This window comes from Streptacidiphilus alkalitolerans (genome assembly GCF_042511045.1).
Taxonomy (GTDB): Bacteria; Actinomycetota; Actinomycetes; order Streptomycetales; family Streptomycetaceae; genus Streptacidiphilus; species Streptacidiphilus alkalitolerans.
Window position 1 is genome coordinate 52,066 of sequence record NZ_JBHEZX010000017.1, and the last position, 17,336, is coordinate 69,401.

Here is a 17,336-nt window from a genome sequence, read left to right on the forward strand (position 1 = left end):
CGCCGATTTCTGTTATGCCGAAGCCGAACGGGAACCCTCCTCAGGTCATGACCCAGATTCCACACAACGGCTACGACGGTCCACGGCCGCCCCGCGCGCAGGCCGCGGCGGTGCGTGCCGCACAGCAGGGCGACCAGCGGGCGCTGGACCAGTTGGTGGCCGATTACCTGCCGTTGATCTACAACATCGTGGGACGCGCGCTGGATGCCCCCGGCGACACCGACGACGTCGTGCAGGAGACCATGCTGCAGATGATCCGCGACGTGCGGAAGCTGCGCGACCCCGAGGCGTTCCGGTCCTGGCTGGTCGCCATCGCCATGCGCCAGGTCCGCGGGCACTGGCGCGCACGGCGCAGCGCACCGGACTCCGCCGGGATCCAGGACCTGCAGGAAACGGCGCTGCTCGCCGATCCCGGAGCCGACTTCGTCGACCTGACGATCACCACGCTGAATCTGTCCGGCCAGCGGCGGGAGACGGCCGAGGCCACCCGGTGGCTGGACGCCGACGACCGGCAGCTGCTGTCCCTGTGGTGGATGGAGGTCGCGGGCCAGCTGACCCGCACCGAGCTGGCCGCCGCGCTGGAGCTGCCGCCGCCCAAGGCCGCGGTCCGGATCCAGCGGATGAAGGCCCAACTGGAGATATCCCGGACCGTCGTACGCGCGCTGCACGCGGTGCCGCGCTGCCAGGAGGCCGACGCCGTCCTGCGCGACTGGGACGGGCGGCCGGCCGGGCTGTGGCGCAAGCGGATCGCCCGCCATGTGCGCACCTGCCCGACCTGCGGCGGGGTGCCCGCCGAGATGGTGCCCGTCGAACGGCTGCTGGCCAACTTCGCGCTGGTTCCGGTCCCGCCGGTGCTGCTGGCCCTGGCCCTCACCGGCGCGGGCGGCGTCGCCCACCACTCGGCCACCGCCGCCACCCACGCCCGCTCCGGGGCGGCCAGGACGGGACGGGCAGCGAGCCGGAGCGCGAGCCGGGCCGCGAGCCGGGCCGGGGGTGTCTCCCTGGGCAAGGCGGCGGTCCTGTCCGGCGCCGCGCTGGCGCTGGTCGGCGCCACCGCCGCCTACGCCATGGCACCGTCCAGCCAGGGCCGGCAGCACCGGACCGCAGGCACCGCGGCGCCCGCCGCCGTCCGGCCCTCCAGCGTCCCGCCGCCGTCCACCACGCCCTCCGCGACCGCCACTACCGCCAAGCCCAGCGCCACACCGTCGCACACGGCCGCGGCCCCCAAGGCGGCGGCGATCGTCAATACCAGGCTGCCGCTGCGAGCTGCCTTCTACTACCCGTGGTACCCGGAGAACTTCAGCGGCGGGGGCAGCAAGTACACCCCCTCGGCCGGCAAGTACAGCGTCGACGTCCCGTCCACCGTCGACCGCCAGATCAAGGACATGCAGTACGCGGGTCTGCAGGCCGGCATCTCCTCCTGGTGGGGCGTGGGCAAACGCGAGGACAAGCGGCTGCCGCTGCTGATGTCCGAGGGCGCGAAACTCGGCTTCTCCTGGACCGTCTACTACGAGAACGAGGCCTACGGCGACCCCACCTCGGCGCAGATCAGGAGCGATCTGGTCTATCTGCGCAAGTACTCCGGCCAGAAGACCTGGCTGCACATCGACGGCAAGCCGGTGATCTTCGTTTACGGCGGGGGCGACGACGGCTGCGGCATGGCCACACGGTGGGCCCAGGCCAACAAGACCGAGGGCTACTACGTCGTCCTCAAGGTCTTCGGCAACTACCTCAACTGCGCGGACCAGCCGCAGGGCTGGCACCAGTACGCCTCCAGCCTGGACATCCAGAAGGGCTACTCCGCGATCCTGTCGCCCGGATTCTGGAAGAACGACCAGGCGACACCCAGCGTCCCGCGCGATCTCACCCGTTTCCGCAAGGACGCCACCACAGTCGCCACCTCCGGCGAGCCGTTCCAACTCCTGGTCACCTACAACGAATGGGGCGAGGGCACCGCGGCGGAGTCATCCACCGACTGGCCGAGCGCCAGCGGCCACGGCGCCTACATGGACATCCTGCACCAGGTCTTCACCGCCCATCCGCGCTGAACCCCGCTGCCCGGGCCGGATCCGGCGGCGGCCCTTTCGCCTTCAGAGCGCCGCCGCCAGGCGGGTCAGGGTCTGCTCCGCAGGCTCCTGCCGCGCCTCGCGGTAGCCGGTGCCGGCCCACAGGTGCACGGCGCCGGCGTCGCCCGCCGCGGCGGCGGCTCTGCGCAGCGGGCCGGTCAGATGGTGCAGCGCCGGGTAGCCGTAAGGGGCCTGACGGTCGAACAGGTCGATGAAGCGGTTGCGCAGCGCGCGGGCCGGGCGACCGGTGAAGGCACGGGTCAGCACGGTCTCCCGGGCCTCGGGGTCGGCGAGGGCCGCCCGGTGCACGGCCGAGGCCCCGCTCTCGTCGGTGCGCAGCAGCACGGTGCCGACCATCGCCGCCTGCGCGCCCGCCGCCACGGTCTGGGCGACGTCGGCGGCCGTGGCCAGGCCGCCGGCCGCGATGATCGGCCGGTCGACGGCATGGTGGATCATGGCGACCAGATCGGCGACCGGCACCTGGCTCAGCGGCACCCGCGGCGTCAGTGTGCCGGAGTGGCCGCCTGCGGCGGCGGCCTGCACCACCAGGATGTCCGCGCCGTCCTCGGCTGCGGCACGCGCCTCGTCCAGGCTGGTGACGGTCTGCGCCACCAGCGTCCCGGCGCGTTGCAGCTTCGCGATCACAGACCGGGCGGGGATGCCGAAGGTGAAGCTGACCAGGGGCACCGGGTCCGCGGTCAGCTGGTCGATCTTCTGCGCGAAGGCGTCGTCGTCCTCGACCGGCGCGCTCGCCGTCAGATCCAGGCCGTGGCGGTCGGCCTCGGCCTGGAGCAGCGCGGCGTAGGCGTCGAAGGCGGCGCGGTCCACGGGCAGCGGATTGGGGGCGAAGACATTGACCCCGAACGGGATCCGCTCGGCGCGGACGGCGGCGATCCGGTCAGCCAGAGTCTGCGCGTCGAGATAGCCGGCCGGGACGAAGCCGAGGCCCCCGCTGCGGGCCGCAGCCGCGACCAGGGCGGTGGTACTGGCGCCGCCCGCCATCGGTGCGGCCAGGACCGGCGCGGTGATGCCGAGCGTGGAGAGCAGGCTGTTCATGACCATGGGCCCATCTTCCCCTGCGCCGTGCTCCGATGCGGATCGCCCTCGGGCAGCCAGGCGTCCGGGGCGTGGACGCCGAGGCGGTCGCCGTCGTTCGTGCCGTCTTTCGCGCCGCTGTTCGCCCCGCTGGTGAGGGCGTCGGCGGCGGCCAGGACGGCGGCCCGCACCTCACCCCGGCGCCACACCAGGGACCAGGTCCAGTAGGGGGCCGGTGCGACCACCCGGCGCCGGACCAGGTCGGGCGGAAGCGGTGAGGTCTGCCCCTTGGGCGAGTTGATGACCGGGCGGCGGCTGCGGCGGACGTGGTCGAAGAAGGCCGGGCCAGTGATGCCACCGTCGCCGATGCGTACGGTGCGGGCGCCGGTGTCGCGGGCGAACTGCTCGGCGTAGAGGTTCCACGAGGACCAGGAGGTGGTGTCGTCGTCCAGCAGCACGACAGTGTCCCTGGCCCGGACGTCACCGGGGTCCGGGCCGTTGGCCGGGCCGGCGTCCCGCCCGACGGCGACTGCGTAGAGCCGGTCGGCGCCGATCAGCCGGGCTTCCAGGGCGTGCCGTTCAAGGTCCTCGGCGCGTACCCAGCACACCGCCAGGTCCAGACTGCCGTCCGCGACCCGGGCGGCCTGGGTGTGCGAGGGCGCGATCCACGCGTCGACATGCAGTTGGGCCACGGCGGAGGTGCGGGCGGTCACGTCCGGGGGAAGCCAGTTGACGTAGCCGAGTCGGACCGCCTCCGAGCCGGACATCCGGGCGGCCCGGCGGCGCAGGTCGTCCGCCCGTTCCAGCAGGTCACGGCTGTGCGGCAGCAACGCCGCGCCGGTCGCGGTCAACGCCACCGTGCGGCGGTCGCGGTCGAACAGCCGCACGCCCAGATCCCGCTCCAGCGCCTTGATCTGCTGGGACAGCGAGGGCCCGGCGATCAGCAGCCGCCGGGCCGCGCGTCCGAAGTTCAGCTCCTCGGCGACGGCGACGAAGTACCGCAACTGGCGCAGCTCCATGCCCGCCATGCTACGTGCGGTAGGAGGCTGCGCCTATCACCAGCGAGGAAGCCGGTCGTGGCGCCCATCAGGCGGCAGGCGCAGTCTGAAGCCATGGACACGCGGCACCACGCACCGAACGGAGTGAGGACCATGCAGGAGTTCCTCGTCGAGATCACCACCCACGTCCCCGAGGGTACCGACCCCGCCGAGGTCGACCGGCGGCGTGCCGCGGAGGCCGTCCGCGCCCGGGAGCTCGCCGCGACCGGCCAGCTGGCCCGGTTGTGGCGGCCGGTCGGCGAGCTGCGCAGCATCGGCCTGTGGCGTGCCGCCGACGAGGCGGAGCTGCACGAGAAGGTCCTCGGGACGCTTCCGCTGCGCCCGTGGATGACCCTGGTCGTCACGCCCGTGGAGTCCCACCCCAACGACCCGGGCAAGGCCGACCCCACCGCATAGCCGCACGGCCGCTGACAGCTTCACCCTCACCACCGCCGACCCGACACGGAAGACTCCGCCATGAGCGCTGTGACCCTGAGCCCGTCCCGCAGCCGGGCCGGCGGCCCGATCCCGTCAGCGTGGCTGCACGTCGCCCAGGCGGCAGCGGCGCTGGCCGCCGGGATGGGGATCGGCCGATTCGTCTACACCGCGATCCTGCCGCTGATGCACACTCAGGCCGGGCTGTCCGCAAGCGCCGGCGCCAACCTGGCCACGGCCAACTACGTCGGTTATCTGATCGGCGCGCTGGTCGGCACGCTCGCCCCCGCGCTGCTGCGCTCCCCCGCCGTGCTGCGCGGCAGCCTGGTCCTGCTGACCGCCACGCTGGCCGCGATGCCCCTCACCCACAGCCCCTCGGGGTGGATCGCCCTGCGTCTGCCGGCGGGCGTGGCCAGCGCCCTGGTCTTCGTCTTCGCCGTCAGCGCGCTCCTGAGCCACCTGCGAGAACATCCGGCTCACCTGGCCGGCTGGGCCTTCGGCGGTATCGGCGCGGGCATCGCCGGATCCGGCCTGCTGGTCATGGTGCTGCGCACCGTGGCCGACTGGCGCGCTGCCTGGTGGGCCTCGGCCGCGCTGGCCGCACTCCTGACCGCAGCCGCATGGAACCTGCGCCCCGAACCCGCCCCGGAACGGACGATCAGCCCGACCGCGCCCACCGCTCCAGGGGTGGGCCGGGAGCGCGGGCCGCACCCGCACCGGTGGTTCTTCGCCGCCCTGTTCGTCGCCTACACCCTTGAGGGCATCGGCTACATCGTCGCCGGTACCTTCCTGGTGGCCGCGATCGAGCAGAGCTCCCCCGGCTGGATCGGCAACGGGGCCTGGGTGCTGGTCGGAATCGCCGCCCTGCCGTCCTCCGCGCTGTGGGCATGGCTCGGGCGCCGCTGGTCACGGCCGGACCTGCTGGCCGCCGCCCTGGTGATCCAGGCCGTCGGCATCGCCCTGCCCGCCCTGACCGGTGGCGTCGCCGCCGCTCTGGTCTCCGCGTTCCTTTTCGGCGCCACCTTCCTGGGCGTGAGCACCATCGCCCTGGCCATCGGCGCCCAGCTGCGATTCCCCCGCTCCGTGGCCCTGCTGACGGCGGGTTACTCCACCGGCCAGATCCTGGGCCCGTTGGCCGTCACGCGTTCGCTGCACCACGGCTACCACCAGGCCCTGCTGCTGGCCGCCGCAGTGGTCCTGGCCGCAGCCCTCGTTTCGACGCTGCTGCGGACCGGCCGTCAGGGACAGCGCCAGGTCCGGGACCGACGACGTCGGCCGGGCCCTCGCCTGCCCCGGTCCACACGCTCAGAGCAGGGACCCGGCCCAGTCGGCGTAGCGGTGGGCGAAGAGTCCGGGGAGGCCGCCGGTGTGCAGGAACAGGACCCTGGTCGACGCCTCGATCCGGCCGTCCCGGCGGGCCGCGAACAGTCCCGCCATGGCCTTGGCGGTGTAGACCGGGTCCAGCAGGATGCCGTCGCAACGGGCGGCGGCCAGCAGCGCCTCATGCCCGGCCTCGGTGGGCAGTCCGTAGCCGTCGCCGATCCGGGCGCGGTCCAGGGAGACGCTTCCGCGCGGAGCCTCGCGTCCGGCGTGGGCGGCGACCGCGGTGGAAAGGTCGCGCACGACCGTGGCGACGTCCGGCAGGGCGCCGACGTCGACGCCCAGCACCCGCGCGTGGTCGCCGAACCCGGCGGCGAGCCCGGCGTGGGTTCCCCCTGAGCCGGTGGCCACCACCACAAGACCGGGGTCCAGCTGTTCGCCGATCTCCTGGGCGACGTCCAGGTAGGCGCTCGCTCCGAGCACCGACGATCCCCCGACCGGGATGGAGTAGGGCTTCCGTCCACCGGCCCGCAGTTTCTCGCAGCACTCCTCGATGGCGGTCTGCAGGTCGGCGAAGGGCAGCGCCTGGGTCCAGGTCACCCCGGCGCCGAACAGTCCGTCAAGCAGCAGGTTGCCGCCCTGGTCCGGCACCGGAGGCCGGTTCAGCACCAGGTGGCTGCCCATCCCGTGGATGGCGGCAGCCGCGGCCGTCATCCGGGCGTGGTTGCTCTGCGCACCGCCACCGGTCACCAGCGTGTCCGCCCCGGCCGCCCGGGCGGCGGCGAGCAGGGGGACCAGCTTGCGCGCCTTGTTGCCCCCGCCCGCCAGCCCGGTGAGATCGTCGCGCTTGATCCACAGCGCGTCCTGCTGCATGCCCAGCAGAGCGGCCAGCCGGGGCAGACGGTGTACCGGGGTGCGGTCGACGGCCGTCAGCGGAGCTGCCGCGTCGCTCGGATCTTGGGGCATTGACCGATCGTACGCCGCAGCGCACACCGCCGGTCGGCGCGGCACCGGTCCGGGTGCCGCGCCGTCTCGGGCGGTCAGATACCGCGGGTACCTCAGCCGCTCAGCCGATCGTCCACTGCTGCTGCGGGGAGTTCGACTTCGGCTGCTGGGTCACCAGGGATCCGTCGGAGGTCGAGGCCGTGGTCAGCAGCAGTCCGCTGGCCACGGACGCCACGGTGTAGGTCCCGCCGCTCTGCTTGGTGACGGTCCAGTGCTGGTTGCCGCCGCCGGTGCAGGTCCACTGGATCACCTTGGCGCCGGCCGCTGTCGACCCGCCGCTGACGTCGGCGCACAGCCCCGACTCGCCGTTGACGAGCTGGTAGGAGCCGTCCGGCTGCTGGGTGAAGGTCCAGCTCTGGTTGGCTCCGCCGTTGGCGCTCCAGGTGATGAGCTGAGTGCCGGCGGTTGTGCTGTGGTTCGGGTCGTCCAGTGCCTTGCCGCCGGTGACCAGGGTGTGGGTGCCGGCCAGGCTGCCGCCGGTGGTTCCGACCGCGGTCATGGTGAGGGTCTGCTCGGCCGCGGTGCGCGATCCGCCCACGGTGCTGCCGGTGGCATTGGTCCAGTAGCGGCCGGGTGTGGTCTCGGCGGCCCGGCCGGAGCTGGACGACATCCCGAGGACCAGGCCGCTGTAGCGGTTGACCAGCCGGTACGTCCCGGTGCGGGCGCCGGTTGAGGACACGTCAGGGATGACGAACCACTGCTGCCCGACCGTGGAGCCGCCCGTTCCGGGCGCGGTGACGGTCGGCCTCGTCCCCCAGGCGCGACCGGCGGTGGCGGTGGAGTCGACGCCCAGCAGCTGACCGGTGGAGGCGTTGACGATCCGGTAGGAGCCGTCGGCGTTGCCGGCGAAGGACCACGCCTCCAGATTGGATCCGGTCCCGGCGGCCAGCGAGGTGGTCGCCGTACTGCCGGACGCCTGGGCCAGCACCCTGCCGTCCCCGCTGGCTATCCGGTAGGTGCTGGACGGGTCGAACGACGGCGCGGCGGGGGCGGTCGAGTCCACGGTGACATTGGCGTACTCGCCGTCGGAACCGGCGCAGGCGATCGAGCAGTACGAGCGGAAGGTCTTGCCGATGACGGTGGAGCTGGTCCGGTTCGCGGTGTCGACGAACCAGCGGTACCAGGATCCGGAGGTGTAGCTGCCGGAGTCGCCGATCAGGTGCCACTGCTGCGTCGCGAGGTTGTCGGTGGCGTAGAACCGCTGCGGCGCGGTCCCGGTGACGACCTCGGGTTCGCCGATGTACAGCCCGAGGTAGGCGTCGTAGGTGATGTTCATGATGAACAGGTCCGACTTCGGCGGCAGTTGACCGGCGGCCACCTGCTGGTCGACGGTGCCGGTGGTGGCGGGGCTGTAGTCGTCGGCGACCGGGGTGTAGCCGGAGGGGTCGGCCGTGGTGGCCGGCACCATATTGCTCTCCAGGCCGCCCACTCCCGGCTGCGACCAGGAGCCGTCGTACCACTTGGACCAGCTGCCGGTGGCCATCTTGCCGGAGATCGGAGCGCGGGCGACGTGCGCCAGGCCACCGTTGCTACCTGCCACTCCGCCCTTGGGGATGATCCGCGAACCGTAGTAGACGTAGAAGTAGCCGGACGCCGTGTCGACGTAGAGCCGCGGGTCGCCGTCGCCGTAGTCGTAGGTCTGGTTCGGGAACGCCGTGGTGTCGTTGCGGGCGGTGCTGTAGGGGGAGGTGATCGCATGCCCCTCGATGGTCCACACCTTCCCCTGGTCGGTGGACACCGCGTAGTCGATCGAGTCGTAGTGCAGCCCGTCGCCGAACGGCTGCGGGGTGAACTCGTTGTGCACCAGGCCGTGCCAGTCCCCGGTGTCCGGGTCGACCCAGACCCCGAGCAGGTCGCAGAAGTTCTTCTGGGAGTAGCCCGAGCCAGAGCCCGCGCTCGTCGCCTGCAGACCGGTCGGGCTGTTGTTGCACCGCCAGGTGGTGTCGTTGTTCTTGTCGTTGGCGTTGGCGGGGTTCACCGCGTTGCTGATCGCACTGGAGCGGGTGGCGGAGTCGAAGTTCGCGCCGGTGTAGAAGTCCCACTGGCGCGGGTCGGTCGCCCCGTACAGGGAGTCGGACTGCTGGAAGTAGAAGGTGCCGTCCTTGTCCAGGTAGGCACTGGCCGGAGTGTCGTCCGGGTAGGCGTACGTCCCGGTGGACCCGATGGAGATCGTGTAGGCGGGGGCCGCGGCGGCGGCCGAGGCAGGGGTCGAGGCGGTCGATGCAGGGGTCGGCACGCTGGCCGACGCGGTGGTCGTGGCCAGGGTGCCGCCGCCGGCCAGGGCCAGGCCCAGGGCGGCGAGTGCGGCGGCGAACCTTGTGCGAACAGGTGACACGACTACTCCTTCAGCAGGGTGGTGTCGGCGTATTCGTCGGGGTATTCGAGGACCAACCAGCCCCGGTGGGGCAGTTCATGGGGAACCTCCACGCACCCGGCCGACGTGAGGGCCGTCACCGGACGCGGTGGTACGAGCGGCGACAGCACGGTCGCCCGAGGGAACGTCACGGGCCCGGGCAGATCGACCCGGACGCTGGACGGGTCAGCGCTGCCGTTGGCGATGGCGAGCCGAATGCCGTGCTGAGTTCTGGTCAGTTGCGGGATGAGGTGCGGACCACCGCTGACCAGCGGCAGCCGCGGACGCGATCCCTCCAGGAAGCGGATCGCGGCGTGCAGCAGGTGCTGCCCGTCGTCGTCGTAGGGCAGCGCGTCGGGTGCGGTCGCCGCCAGGACGACCACCCGCCCGCCGAGCGCATTGGTGAAGCCGCACCGGCCGGCCCCCCAGTACTCGAGCCCGGCCGTCAGGATCTGCGTCCAGACCACTGCCCCGGCGGCAGGCTCCAGCCGGGCGAGCGCCGACTGGTTGTTGACGCTCAGCACCGCGCCCTTCGCCGGGCCGTCCGCCAGGACCTGCTCGACCGCATAGGGCCCGGGGTCGGCCTGCTCGTCCCTCCTGACGATGCCGCTCACCCGCACCCCGATCAGCTCGCCCAGGCCGCGTTCGCCCAGCACGGCGGCGGCGGCGCCGTCCAGCAGCAGGCCGTCGGCCAGCATGGTGCGCAGTTCGTCCAGGCCGAAGGACCAGGCCGCCTGACCGAACACAGCACGCACCGGGGCGGTTGAAGCACCAGTGGCGGTGACCGGGACGCCGTAGCGCAGCAGGAAGTCCGCGGCCGGGCCCGGATCGACCGCCAACGCGTCGAGGTCCCCATCACCACCGCCAGTGCGCACCTGCGCGGCCGTGTCCGTCGCGAACGGCAGGCCGACGCCCTCGGCCGGGGCGTCGCGGGCGGCGTCGCTCGGCAGGCGTTCGGCTATCCAGTCCAGCGCCGGGCGGGAGCGGACCAGCAGGTCGCGCACCGCCGGGAACCGTCCGGCCCGCCCGGCCTGCATCGGGTGCAGGTTGAGCAGCAGTGCGTCGGAGCCTGCCAGTTGCGCGGATACCAGTTCCGACCAGGTCTGGGTGTCGGACTTGGACCAGGCGGTGTGCGGCCAGTTCTCGATCTCGGGTTCGCTGGTGACCCAGGAGGGCCGCAGTGCCCGCTGCTGCTCCAGCATCCACACCGAGAAGCTGAGGTCCCGCCCTGGAGCGTCGGTGTAACGGGCGAAGTGCGGGCGGTGGACGGTGCGGCCGTTCACCGCCAGGGCTTCGAACAGGGCGGACCAGTCCCGGCCCTCCACCGAGGCCACCCCGAGCTGAGAGCTCATCAGGCCCAGCCGGCTGCGTCCCTCCGAGCGGACGGCCACCTCTGCGGCGACCAGTTCGGCGACCTCCAACTGTGCGGTGCGCCATACCTGTTGCAGCAGGGCCCGCCACGGGTGCGGCGGCCCGGGCGCGGTGACGGCGGCCAGCACCGCCTCGCGGGTGAACGCGTCCGCCGCCGGCGCGTCGGTCGCCGGCTCCTCCGATACCGGCGCGCCGGAGTCGGTCCGTGCCACCAGCGCCGCCAGCCGGTCCAGCATGGGCTGCTCGAAGCCGCCCCAGGCCAGCGGGGCGTGGTTGTGGTAGCGGAAGTCGTCCTCCAACCACAGGACCCGTGGCTCCAGTTCGGCGAAGCGGCCGTAGTAGCCGACGATCCACTCGCGCCAGCGCGGGCAGGCGAACGACGCCTGGGACGCGGCGGTCCTCCCGGTCGAGCCGACCATCGGGGTGAAGCCGAGCGGGTTGCTCCGGCCCCGGTCCGCGTGGCCGCTGGTCACCCAGGGGTTGAGGCTGACCTCGATGCCCGCGCCGCGCAGCACCTCCGTTGCCGCCGCGGTCGCGTCGAACCAGCGGTCCAGCTCCCGCTTGTCCGAGTGGCCGGTGTACAGCTCCTCGGCATTGAGCAGCAGCACCGCCTCCTGGACTCCGGCGTCCGTGCAGAACCGGGCGAGTTCCGCGGCATCGGCGGCAGCGTCGGCGGTGGGGTGGATCTGGAAGCGCAGATGGTACCTGGCCTGCAAAGCGGAACTCCTGGTGGTCGGGGGGCGGTTCTGACGGCCGGTCATTTGACGCTGCCTGCGGTCAAACCCGAGCGCCAGAAGCGCTGGAGCGAGAGGAACAGCGCGATCAGGGGGACCACGGAGACCATGGCGGCGGTGATCACGATGTTGGTGGGTACGGCCGAGGGGCCGATGCTGCGTTGCGCCTGCCAGCCGACGATGCCCACGGTGACCGGCTGCAGCCGGTCGTTGGCCAGCATGAGGACCGGCAGCAGGTAGTTGGTCCAGATCGAGACGAACTGGAACAGGAAGACGGTCACCAGCGCCGGGGACATCACCCGCAGCGCGATGGCGGCGAAGATCCGGATCTCCCCGGCCCCGTCGATCCGCCCGGCCTCGATCAGCTCGTCGGGCACCGAGGCCGCGGCGTAGACGCGGCTCAGGTAGACGCCGAACGGGCTGACCGCGCTGGGCAGCAGCACCGCCCAGTAGGTGTTGACCAGGTGCACCTGGGTGAACATGAGGTAGAGCGGGATGGCCAGCAGCGGCTGCGGCACCAGCACCGCGGCCAGCACCATGTTGAAGGTCAGCTCCCGCCCCCGGAAGGCGTACTTGGCCAGGGCGTAGCCGGCCAGGGCGGAGACCAGGGTGCTGACCGCGGCCCCGCCCACGGCGTAGAGCACGCTGTTGAGCAGCCAGGTGGAGTAGATGCCGCCCTGGCGGGTGAACACCTCGCGCAGATTGTCCAGCAGCGCGAAGTGGCCGAACCAGAAGCCGTTGCCGGTGAACAGCCCGGAGTTGGTCTTGGTCGAGGCGACCAGCAGCCACCACACCGGGGTCAGGAAGTAGACGGCGGCGAAGGCCATGACCGCGAGCGTGATCCACCGCGCCGCGCGCGGAGTGTGCTGCCGCGGGCGGCCGACCCCGCCGCGGACCGGGCGCTGGGGTGCGGGGTCGGTGGCGGTGTCGAGGGTGGGTGCGGTGGTCACAGCGCGGCTCCCCGTCGTTGGACGATGCGCAGGAAGCCGAAGGACAGCACGAAGGCGAGGGCCGCGAGCAGCACCGACTCGGCGGCTGCCGCATTGAAGTTGTTGGCGTCGATCTGGCCGTAGGCGGCCAGGATCGGGGTGTAGGCGCTGCTGAGGTTGGGGGCGACGTTGTGCAGGATCGCCGGCTCGTTGTAGAGCTGGGCGGTCCCGATGATGGAGAACACGGTGGTCAGCACGAGGGCCGGTCGGACCAGCGGCACCTTGATCCGCCAGGCGGTGCCCCAGGCGGAGCAGCCGTCCATGGTGGCGGCCTCGCTCAGTTCGGCCGGGATCGCCTGCAGCGCGGAGTAGATGATCAGCATGTTGTAGCCGGTCCAGCCCCAGGTCAGCATGTTGCCGATGATGGGGGCCAGCATCGCGTCCGAGGTCAGGTCCAGGTGCAGGCCGAGGTGGTGCGCCGCCGCGGTGATCGGGCTGAGCCCCGGGGCGACCAGGTAGGACCACATGAGCGCGCCGACCACCCCGGGCAGCGCGTACGGCAGGAAGAAGGCGAGCCGGAAGAAGCGCTTGAACGGCGTGGACCGCGCGTCCAGCAGCAGTGCGAGGCCCAGCGCCAGCAGCAGCATCAGCGGCACCTGTACCAGGCCGATCAGCAGCACCCGCAGCAGCGAGCCGCGGAAGGACGGGTCCCCCAGCGCGGTGCCGTAGTTGGACAGCCCGGCGAAGACCCGGGTGGGCGCGGTCAGCCCGAGCCCGTCGCGGTGCATCCGGAAGAAGCTCTGGTAGAGGGTGTAGCCGATGGGAGCCAGGTACATGGTGACGAAGAGCAGCAGGAACGGGCCGAGGAACAGCGCGACGGTACGGCCGCGTCGGCGCAGATGGCGCGGTGGCCGCGCGAGCCGGACGGTGCTCATCCCTGGGCACCCGCGGCGGCCGAGAGGCCCTGCTGCTTCATCTGCGCGAGGGTCTTGTCCTGCACGCCGGACAGTACGGCGGTGAGCTTGGCGCCGCTGGTCTCGGCCTTGCCGAGGCCGTCGCCGAGGTCGGTGCTGGTCTGGGTCATGGTCGGGCCCCACTGCCAGCTGGTGTCGATGTGGGCAGTCTCGTCCTTGAACACGTCGAAGACGTGCTGGCCGCCGTAGAAGGGGTCGGCGGCGCTCAGCGCGGGGTTGGACAGCCCGGCGGTGGCGGCGGGGTAGATGCCGGTGACCTTGATCAGGTTGCTCAGGCTGCCCGGGTCGGTGCTCATCCACTGGGCGAACTCGGTGGCCTCCTCGGGGTGGGCGCAGCCCTTGAGCACGGCGGTGGAGGAGCCGCCGTCGTTGCCGTAGACGGGGTTGGCCGCGTCCCAGACCGGCATCGGCGCGACCGCCCACTTGCCGGAGGTGGCCTTCACGCTGCTGGCCAGGATCGGGGTGTCCCACACCGCGTTGACGTCGGAGAGGATCTTTCCACTGGCCATGTCGGCGTACAGCGAGGGGTCGTAGCTCGGGTCGGTCTTGAGCAGCTTCTTGTCGAGCAGGCCCTGCCAGTAGGTGGCCACCTTCTGGTTGGCGGCGTCGCCCAGGGAGACCTGCCACTGGTCGCCCGAGGTGCCGAACCACTTGGCGCCGGCCTGCCAGGCCAGGCCCGCGTAGTTGTAGGCGTCGTTGCCGAAGTCGCCCAGGTAGACGCTCGGGTCGGCCTTGTGCACCAGGGCCGCGTCGGCGGCGTACTCGTCCCAGGTGACTGGAGGGCGGGTGATGCCGTACTTGGCGAACAGGTCCTTGCGGTAGAGCAGCGCCATCGGCGCGGTGTCCACCGGCACGCCGTAGGTCCGGCCGCCGATGGTGACCTGGTTCCAGGTCCAGGCGGCGAACTGGCCGCGGGCCGCCGAGGCGTACGCGGTGACGTCCTGCAGTGCGCCGGCCGCGGCGAAGCTGGGCAGCGTCTCGTAGCCGACCTCCGCCAGACAGGGGGCGTTGCCGGCCTGAACGGCCGTCAGCATCTTGGTGTAGCCGCCCTTGGAGCCCGACGCGGTCTTGTCGAAGGAGACCTGGATGCCGGGGTGGGCCTTGTTCCACAGGGCCACCGACTGGTCGTACCCGGGCGCCCAGCCCCAGAAGTCGAGCTTCACCGCTGCCGCGCCGGTGCCGTCCGCGTTCGTCTTCGCCGCACCGCCCGAGCCGCTCGACGAGCAGCCGGCCAGCGCCGCGATCATCAGCGTGGCCAGTGCGGCAGCCCGCACCGAGGGGGTGCCCGAACGCATACCGGACCGCCGGCCGGTTGGGCCGGTTCTCATGGCGGTGCTCGTCGCGGTTCTCGTCGCGGAGCGCATGCCGGATCGCATCGTCACTGTCTGCCTCTTTCCACTCACCCCGGCCGCAGGAGGTCTGCGGCCGGGCCCGTCCCGTGGTTCCCCTGGGCTATTAGTTCGGCTATTGTTCGAACTAATCACGGCGATGTCAACAGGTTGAGCCGGCACCGATGAACCAGGGAGGATCAAACGGTGAAAGCCGATCTGCACGGCACCGGTGCACGAGAGCTGGCCATGGCCGGCCTGCCCAAGGTCAGTGACCGCTCCTCGATCCGACGCAGCAACCTCGGCCTGGTGCTGCGCCTGCTGCGCGACGAAGGCCCCCGCTCACGGGCCAGGATCGCCACCGACACCGGCCTGCCCAAGGCCACCGTCTCCAGCCTGGTCACCGAACTTGTCGAGAGCGGCCTGGCCAGGGAGGGGGAGGTCGAACGCGAGGGCACCGTCGGACGGCCCGGTCTGGCCGTCGAGATCGACGGCAGCACTGTGTGCGGGATCGGCGCGGAGATCAACGTCGACTACCTCAGCATCCTGGCCCTGGACCTGCGCGGCACCGTCACCGCCGAACGCCGCATCGCCTTCGATGTGCGAACCGCCAGCCCCGACGCGGTCCTTGACGCCATCGCGGACACCATCCGCCGCACCGTCGACGAGCTGCGCGCCGACGGCATCCGCACCATCGGCGTCACCCTGGCCGCCCCCGGGGTCATCGACATGAAGCGCGGTCGGGTCAGCTACGCCTCCAACATCGGCTGGCGTGACGTGGACGCCCTGGCCGGCCTCGCCCGGCGGCTCGGCCCCGACGCCCCGCCGCTGCACCTGGAGAACGACGCCAAACTCGGTGCGATCGCGGAGTACCTGGCCGTCTCCGCCCCCGACATGCACGACCTGCTCTATCTCACCGGCGAGATCGGCGTCGGCGCGGGCATCATCGCCGGCGGCCAACTGCTGCGCGGCACGGCCGGCCACGCGGGCGAGGTCGGCCACCTTCCGCTGGACCCCGGCGGCCGGCTCTGCGCCTGCGGCCGTCGCGGGTGCTGGGAGACCCAGGTCGGACTGGCCGCCCTGCTGCGCGCCGCCGCCGACCCGGACGACCCGGTCTGCGACCCGTCCGTGGACCTGGAGCAGCGGCTGGCCGAGCTGATGCGCCGGGCCAAGGCAGGCGACCCGCGCACCCTGGGCGCCCTGGACGCCATCGCCACCGCCCTGGGCCCCGGCATCGCCCTGCTCCTGGACGTCCTCAATCCGCAACTACTGGTGCTCGGCGGCCACTTCGCGTTCTTCGGCCAGTATCTGATCGACCAGGTCCGGCACACGGTGCACCAGACGGTGATGGCGCCGGACGCCGGCGGCTGCGAGATCGCCCTCTCCACGCTGGGCTTCACCGCGGCGGCCCGCGGCGGGGCCTGCCTGGCGCTGGACGCGGTCTACCAGGACCCGGCCGGCAGCCTGCTGCTCCAGCCGGCCCGCCGCTGAGGCCGCCGCCCGGCGCCCAACTCCCGGCTCCCGGCGGTGGCCAGGCGTCAGGCGTGGTCGGTGGCCGGGGTGGTGGCGTAGCGGACCATCACCTCGGCGGAGGCCTGCGCGATCGGCCGCCGACCGTCCGCGACCAGGTCGCGCAGATCGCGGAAGTACTGCACATACAGGTCCGGGGTGAAGGTATTGATCATTACGACCGGTTGGTCGCCGGGATTGGCGAAGGTGTGCGGGACCCCGGGGGGAACCATCACCAGCGTGCCGGGGGGCGCGTCGTGCACGGCCTCCCCCACCGTGAACCTGACGGTGCCGGCCACGACGTAGAAGCCCTCGTCGTGTTCCGCGTGGCGGTGCTGGGGCGGCCCCTCACTGCGCGGGGCGAGCGTGATCTCGCCGATGCCGAGGCGGTGCGCGGTCGTGGCGCCGTCTTCGAGGATGCGCATCCGGGCCGGGCCCAGCTCGATCACCTCGCCGCCGTCCGGGGCGACAATCGAGACCTCGTTCATGGCGTACTCCTTTGTGAGGGTTTACCCTCATGAGGGTATTCCCGGCTGCGCCCATCATGCAAGTTACCTCTCATTATCGGGGTTTACTTGCTATCCTGGATCCATGCAGAACGGCGAAACGAAGACAGCGTGGAACAGCACCGGCCGCGCGAACCAGAAGCTGCGCACCCGCAACGCGATCCTGCAGGCCGCGGTCGAGCTGATGCGCACCGGCCGCGAGGTGACCATGCTCGAGGTCGCCGTGGCGGCCCTGGTGTCCGAGGCCACCGCCTACCGCTACTTCCCCGACCTGGCCAGCCTGTTGCAGGAGGCCATGGCCGGGCAGATGCCCACCCCGGCGGAGGCGCTCAAGTCAGTCGCGGACTCCCGCGACCCGGTGGAGCGCATCGCCGTCGTGACCGAGCACCTGCTGCGCACCGTCCTCACCTACGAGGGGGCGACCCGCGCCATGATCGCGGCCACCATCACCCGCCCCGCGACCGCAGGCACCCGTCCGGGGCTGCGCTTCGGACTGATCGACCACGCGCTCGCTCCGCTGGACGACACCCTGGGCGCCAACGACCCGGCCGCCCTGGCCCAGCTCAAGAACGACCTCGCCGTCATCGTCAGCGCCGAGGCCCTGTTCTGCCTGACCGACCTGTGCCGGCTGGAACGGGAGGCCGCCGTCGCCAGCATCATCCACACCGCCACGGCCGTGACCCGGGCCGCCCTCCCCGCCGCCGGCGACGCGGTCTGACCAGCCGGCCCCGATG

Annotated in this window: 13 protein-coding genes and 1 pseudogene; 5 read left to right on the forward strand and 9 right to left on the reverse strand. The window is 72.0% G+C overall.

The window, feature by feature from the left end; genetic code table 11:
• Nucleotides 1-47 precede the first annotated feature (47 nt).
• The gene (locus ACEZDG_RS30125; protein WP_380515536.1) at nt 48-2,048 is read left to right on the forward strand and encodes a sigma-70 family RNA polymerase sigma factor; all 2,001 of its coding nucleotides are present in this window, start codon (nt 48-50) and stop codon (nt 2,046-2,048) included.
• Between the two features lie 42 nt (nt 2,049-2,090).
• On the opposite strand, the gene ACEZDG_RS30130 is transcribed toward ACEZDG_RS30125, so the two are convergent.
• Both ACEZDG_RS30130 and ACEZDG_RS30135 read right to left on the reverse strand, forming a co-directional pair.
• Complete coding sequence (locus ACEZDG_RS30130; protein WP_380515539.1) at nt 2,091-3,128, reverse strand: NAD(P)H-dependent flavin oxidoreductase; 1,038 nt, start codon at nt 3,126-3,128, stop codon at nt 2,091-2,093.
• Complete coding sequence (locus ACEZDG_RS30135) at nt 3,119-4,129, reverse strand: LysR family transcriptional regulator (RefSeq protein ID WP_380515541.1); 1,011 nt, start codon at nt 4,127-4,129, stop codon at nt 3,119-3,121. Before ACEZDG_RS30135 ends, ACEZDG_RS30130 begins: the two co-directional genes overlap by 10 nt.
• 123 nt (nt 4,130-4,252) lie before the next feature.
• Between ACEZDG_RS30135 and ACEZDG_RS30140 the strand changes: the two genes are divergently transcribed.
• Complete coding sequence (locus ACEZDG_RS30140) at nt 4,253-4,555, forward strand: muconolactone Delta-isomerase family protein (protein WP_380515544.1); 303 nt, start codon at nt 4,253-4,255, stop codon at nt 4,553-4,555.
• Between the two features lie 204 nt (nt 4,556-4,759).
• Nucleotides 4,760-5,731, forward strand: a pseudogene (locus ACEZDG_RS30145) (YbfB/YjiJ family MFS transporter); the annotation flags it as partial.
• Between the two features lie 147 nt (nt 5,732-5,878).
• On the opposite strand, the gene ACEZDG_RS30150 reads toward ACEZDG_RS30145, so the two are convergent.
• From ACEZDG_RS30150 to ACEZDG_RS30175, 6 genes are all read right to left on the reverse strand, one after another.
• The gene (locus tag ACEZDG_RS30150; protein ID WP_380515547.1) at nt 5,879-6,859 is read right to left on the reverse strand and encodes a pyridoxal-phosphate dependent enzyme; all 981 of its coding nucleotides are present in this window, start codon (nt 6,857-6,859) and stop codon (nt 5,879-5,881) included.
• Nucleotides 6,860-6,959: 100 nt separating this feature from the next.
• On the reverse strand, nt 6,960-9,233 hold the full coding sequence (locus ACEZDG_RS30155; protein ID WP_380515549.1) for an RICIN domain-containing protein: 2,274 nt from the start codon (nt 9,231-9,233) through the stop codon (nt 6,960-6,962).
• Nucleotides 9,234-9,235: 2 nt separating this feature from the next.
• Nucleotides 9,236-11,338, reverse strand: coding sequence for a hypothetical protein (locus ACEZDG_RS30160; protein WP_380515552.1), 2,103 nt, complete (start codon nt 11,336-11,338; stop codon nt 9,236-9,238).
• Between the two features lie 41 nt (nt 11,339-11,379).
• Nucleotides 11,380-12,306: a carbohydrate ABC transporter permease gene (locus ACEZDG_RS30165; protein WP_380515555.1), complete on the reverse strand. Its 927-nt coding sequence runs from the start codon at nt 12,304-12,306 to the stop codon at nt 11,380-11,382.
• Complete coding sequence (locus ACEZDG_RS30170; RefSeq protein WP_380515557.1) at nt 12,303-13,220, reverse strand: carbohydrate ABC transporter permease; 918 nt, start codon at nt 13,218-13,220, stop codon at nt 12,303-12,305. Before ACEZDG_RS30170 ends, ACEZDG_RS30165 begins: the two co-directional genes overlap by 4 nt.
• Nucleotides 13,217-14,587 (reverse strand): ABC transporter substrate-binding protein, encoded by a 1,371-nt coding sequence (locus ACEZDG_RS30175; protein ID WP_380515560.1) that lies wholly within the window; start codon nt 14,585-14,587, stop codon nt 13,217-13,219. Before ACEZDG_RS30175 ends, ACEZDG_RS30170 begins: the two co-directional genes overlap by 4 nt.
• Before the next feature lie 207 nt (nt 14,588-14,794).
• Here ACEZDG_RS30175 and ACEZDG_RS30180 point away from each other — a divergent pair, with 207 nt between their 5' ends.
• Nucleotides 14,795-16,078 (forward strand): ROK family transcriptional regulator, encoded by a 1,284-nt coding sequence (locus ACEZDG_RS30180; protein ID WP_380515562.1) that lies wholly within the window; start codon nt 14,795-14,797, stop codon nt 16,076-16,078.
• 47 nt (nt 16,079-16,125) lie between these two features.
• On the opposite strand, the gene ACEZDG_RS30185 is transcribed toward ACEZDG_RS30180, so the two are convergent.
• Complete coding sequence (locus tag ACEZDG_RS30185) at nt 16,126-16,584, reverse strand: cupin domain-containing protein (protein ID WP_380515564.1); 459 nt, start codon at nt 16,582-16,584, stop codon at nt 16,126-16,128.
• A gap of 103 nt (nt 16,585-16,687) precedes the next feature.
• Between ACEZDG_RS30185 and ACEZDG_RS30190 the strand changes: the two genes are divergently transcribed.
• Nucleotides 16,688-17,320, forward strand: a complete 633-nt coding sequence (locus ACEZDG_RS30190) for a TetR/AcrR family transcriptional regulator (RefSeq protein ID WP_380515567.1) — start codon at nt 16,688-16,690, stop codon at nt 17,318-17,320.
• The last annotated feature ends 16 nt before the right edge of the window (nt 17,321-17,336 follow it).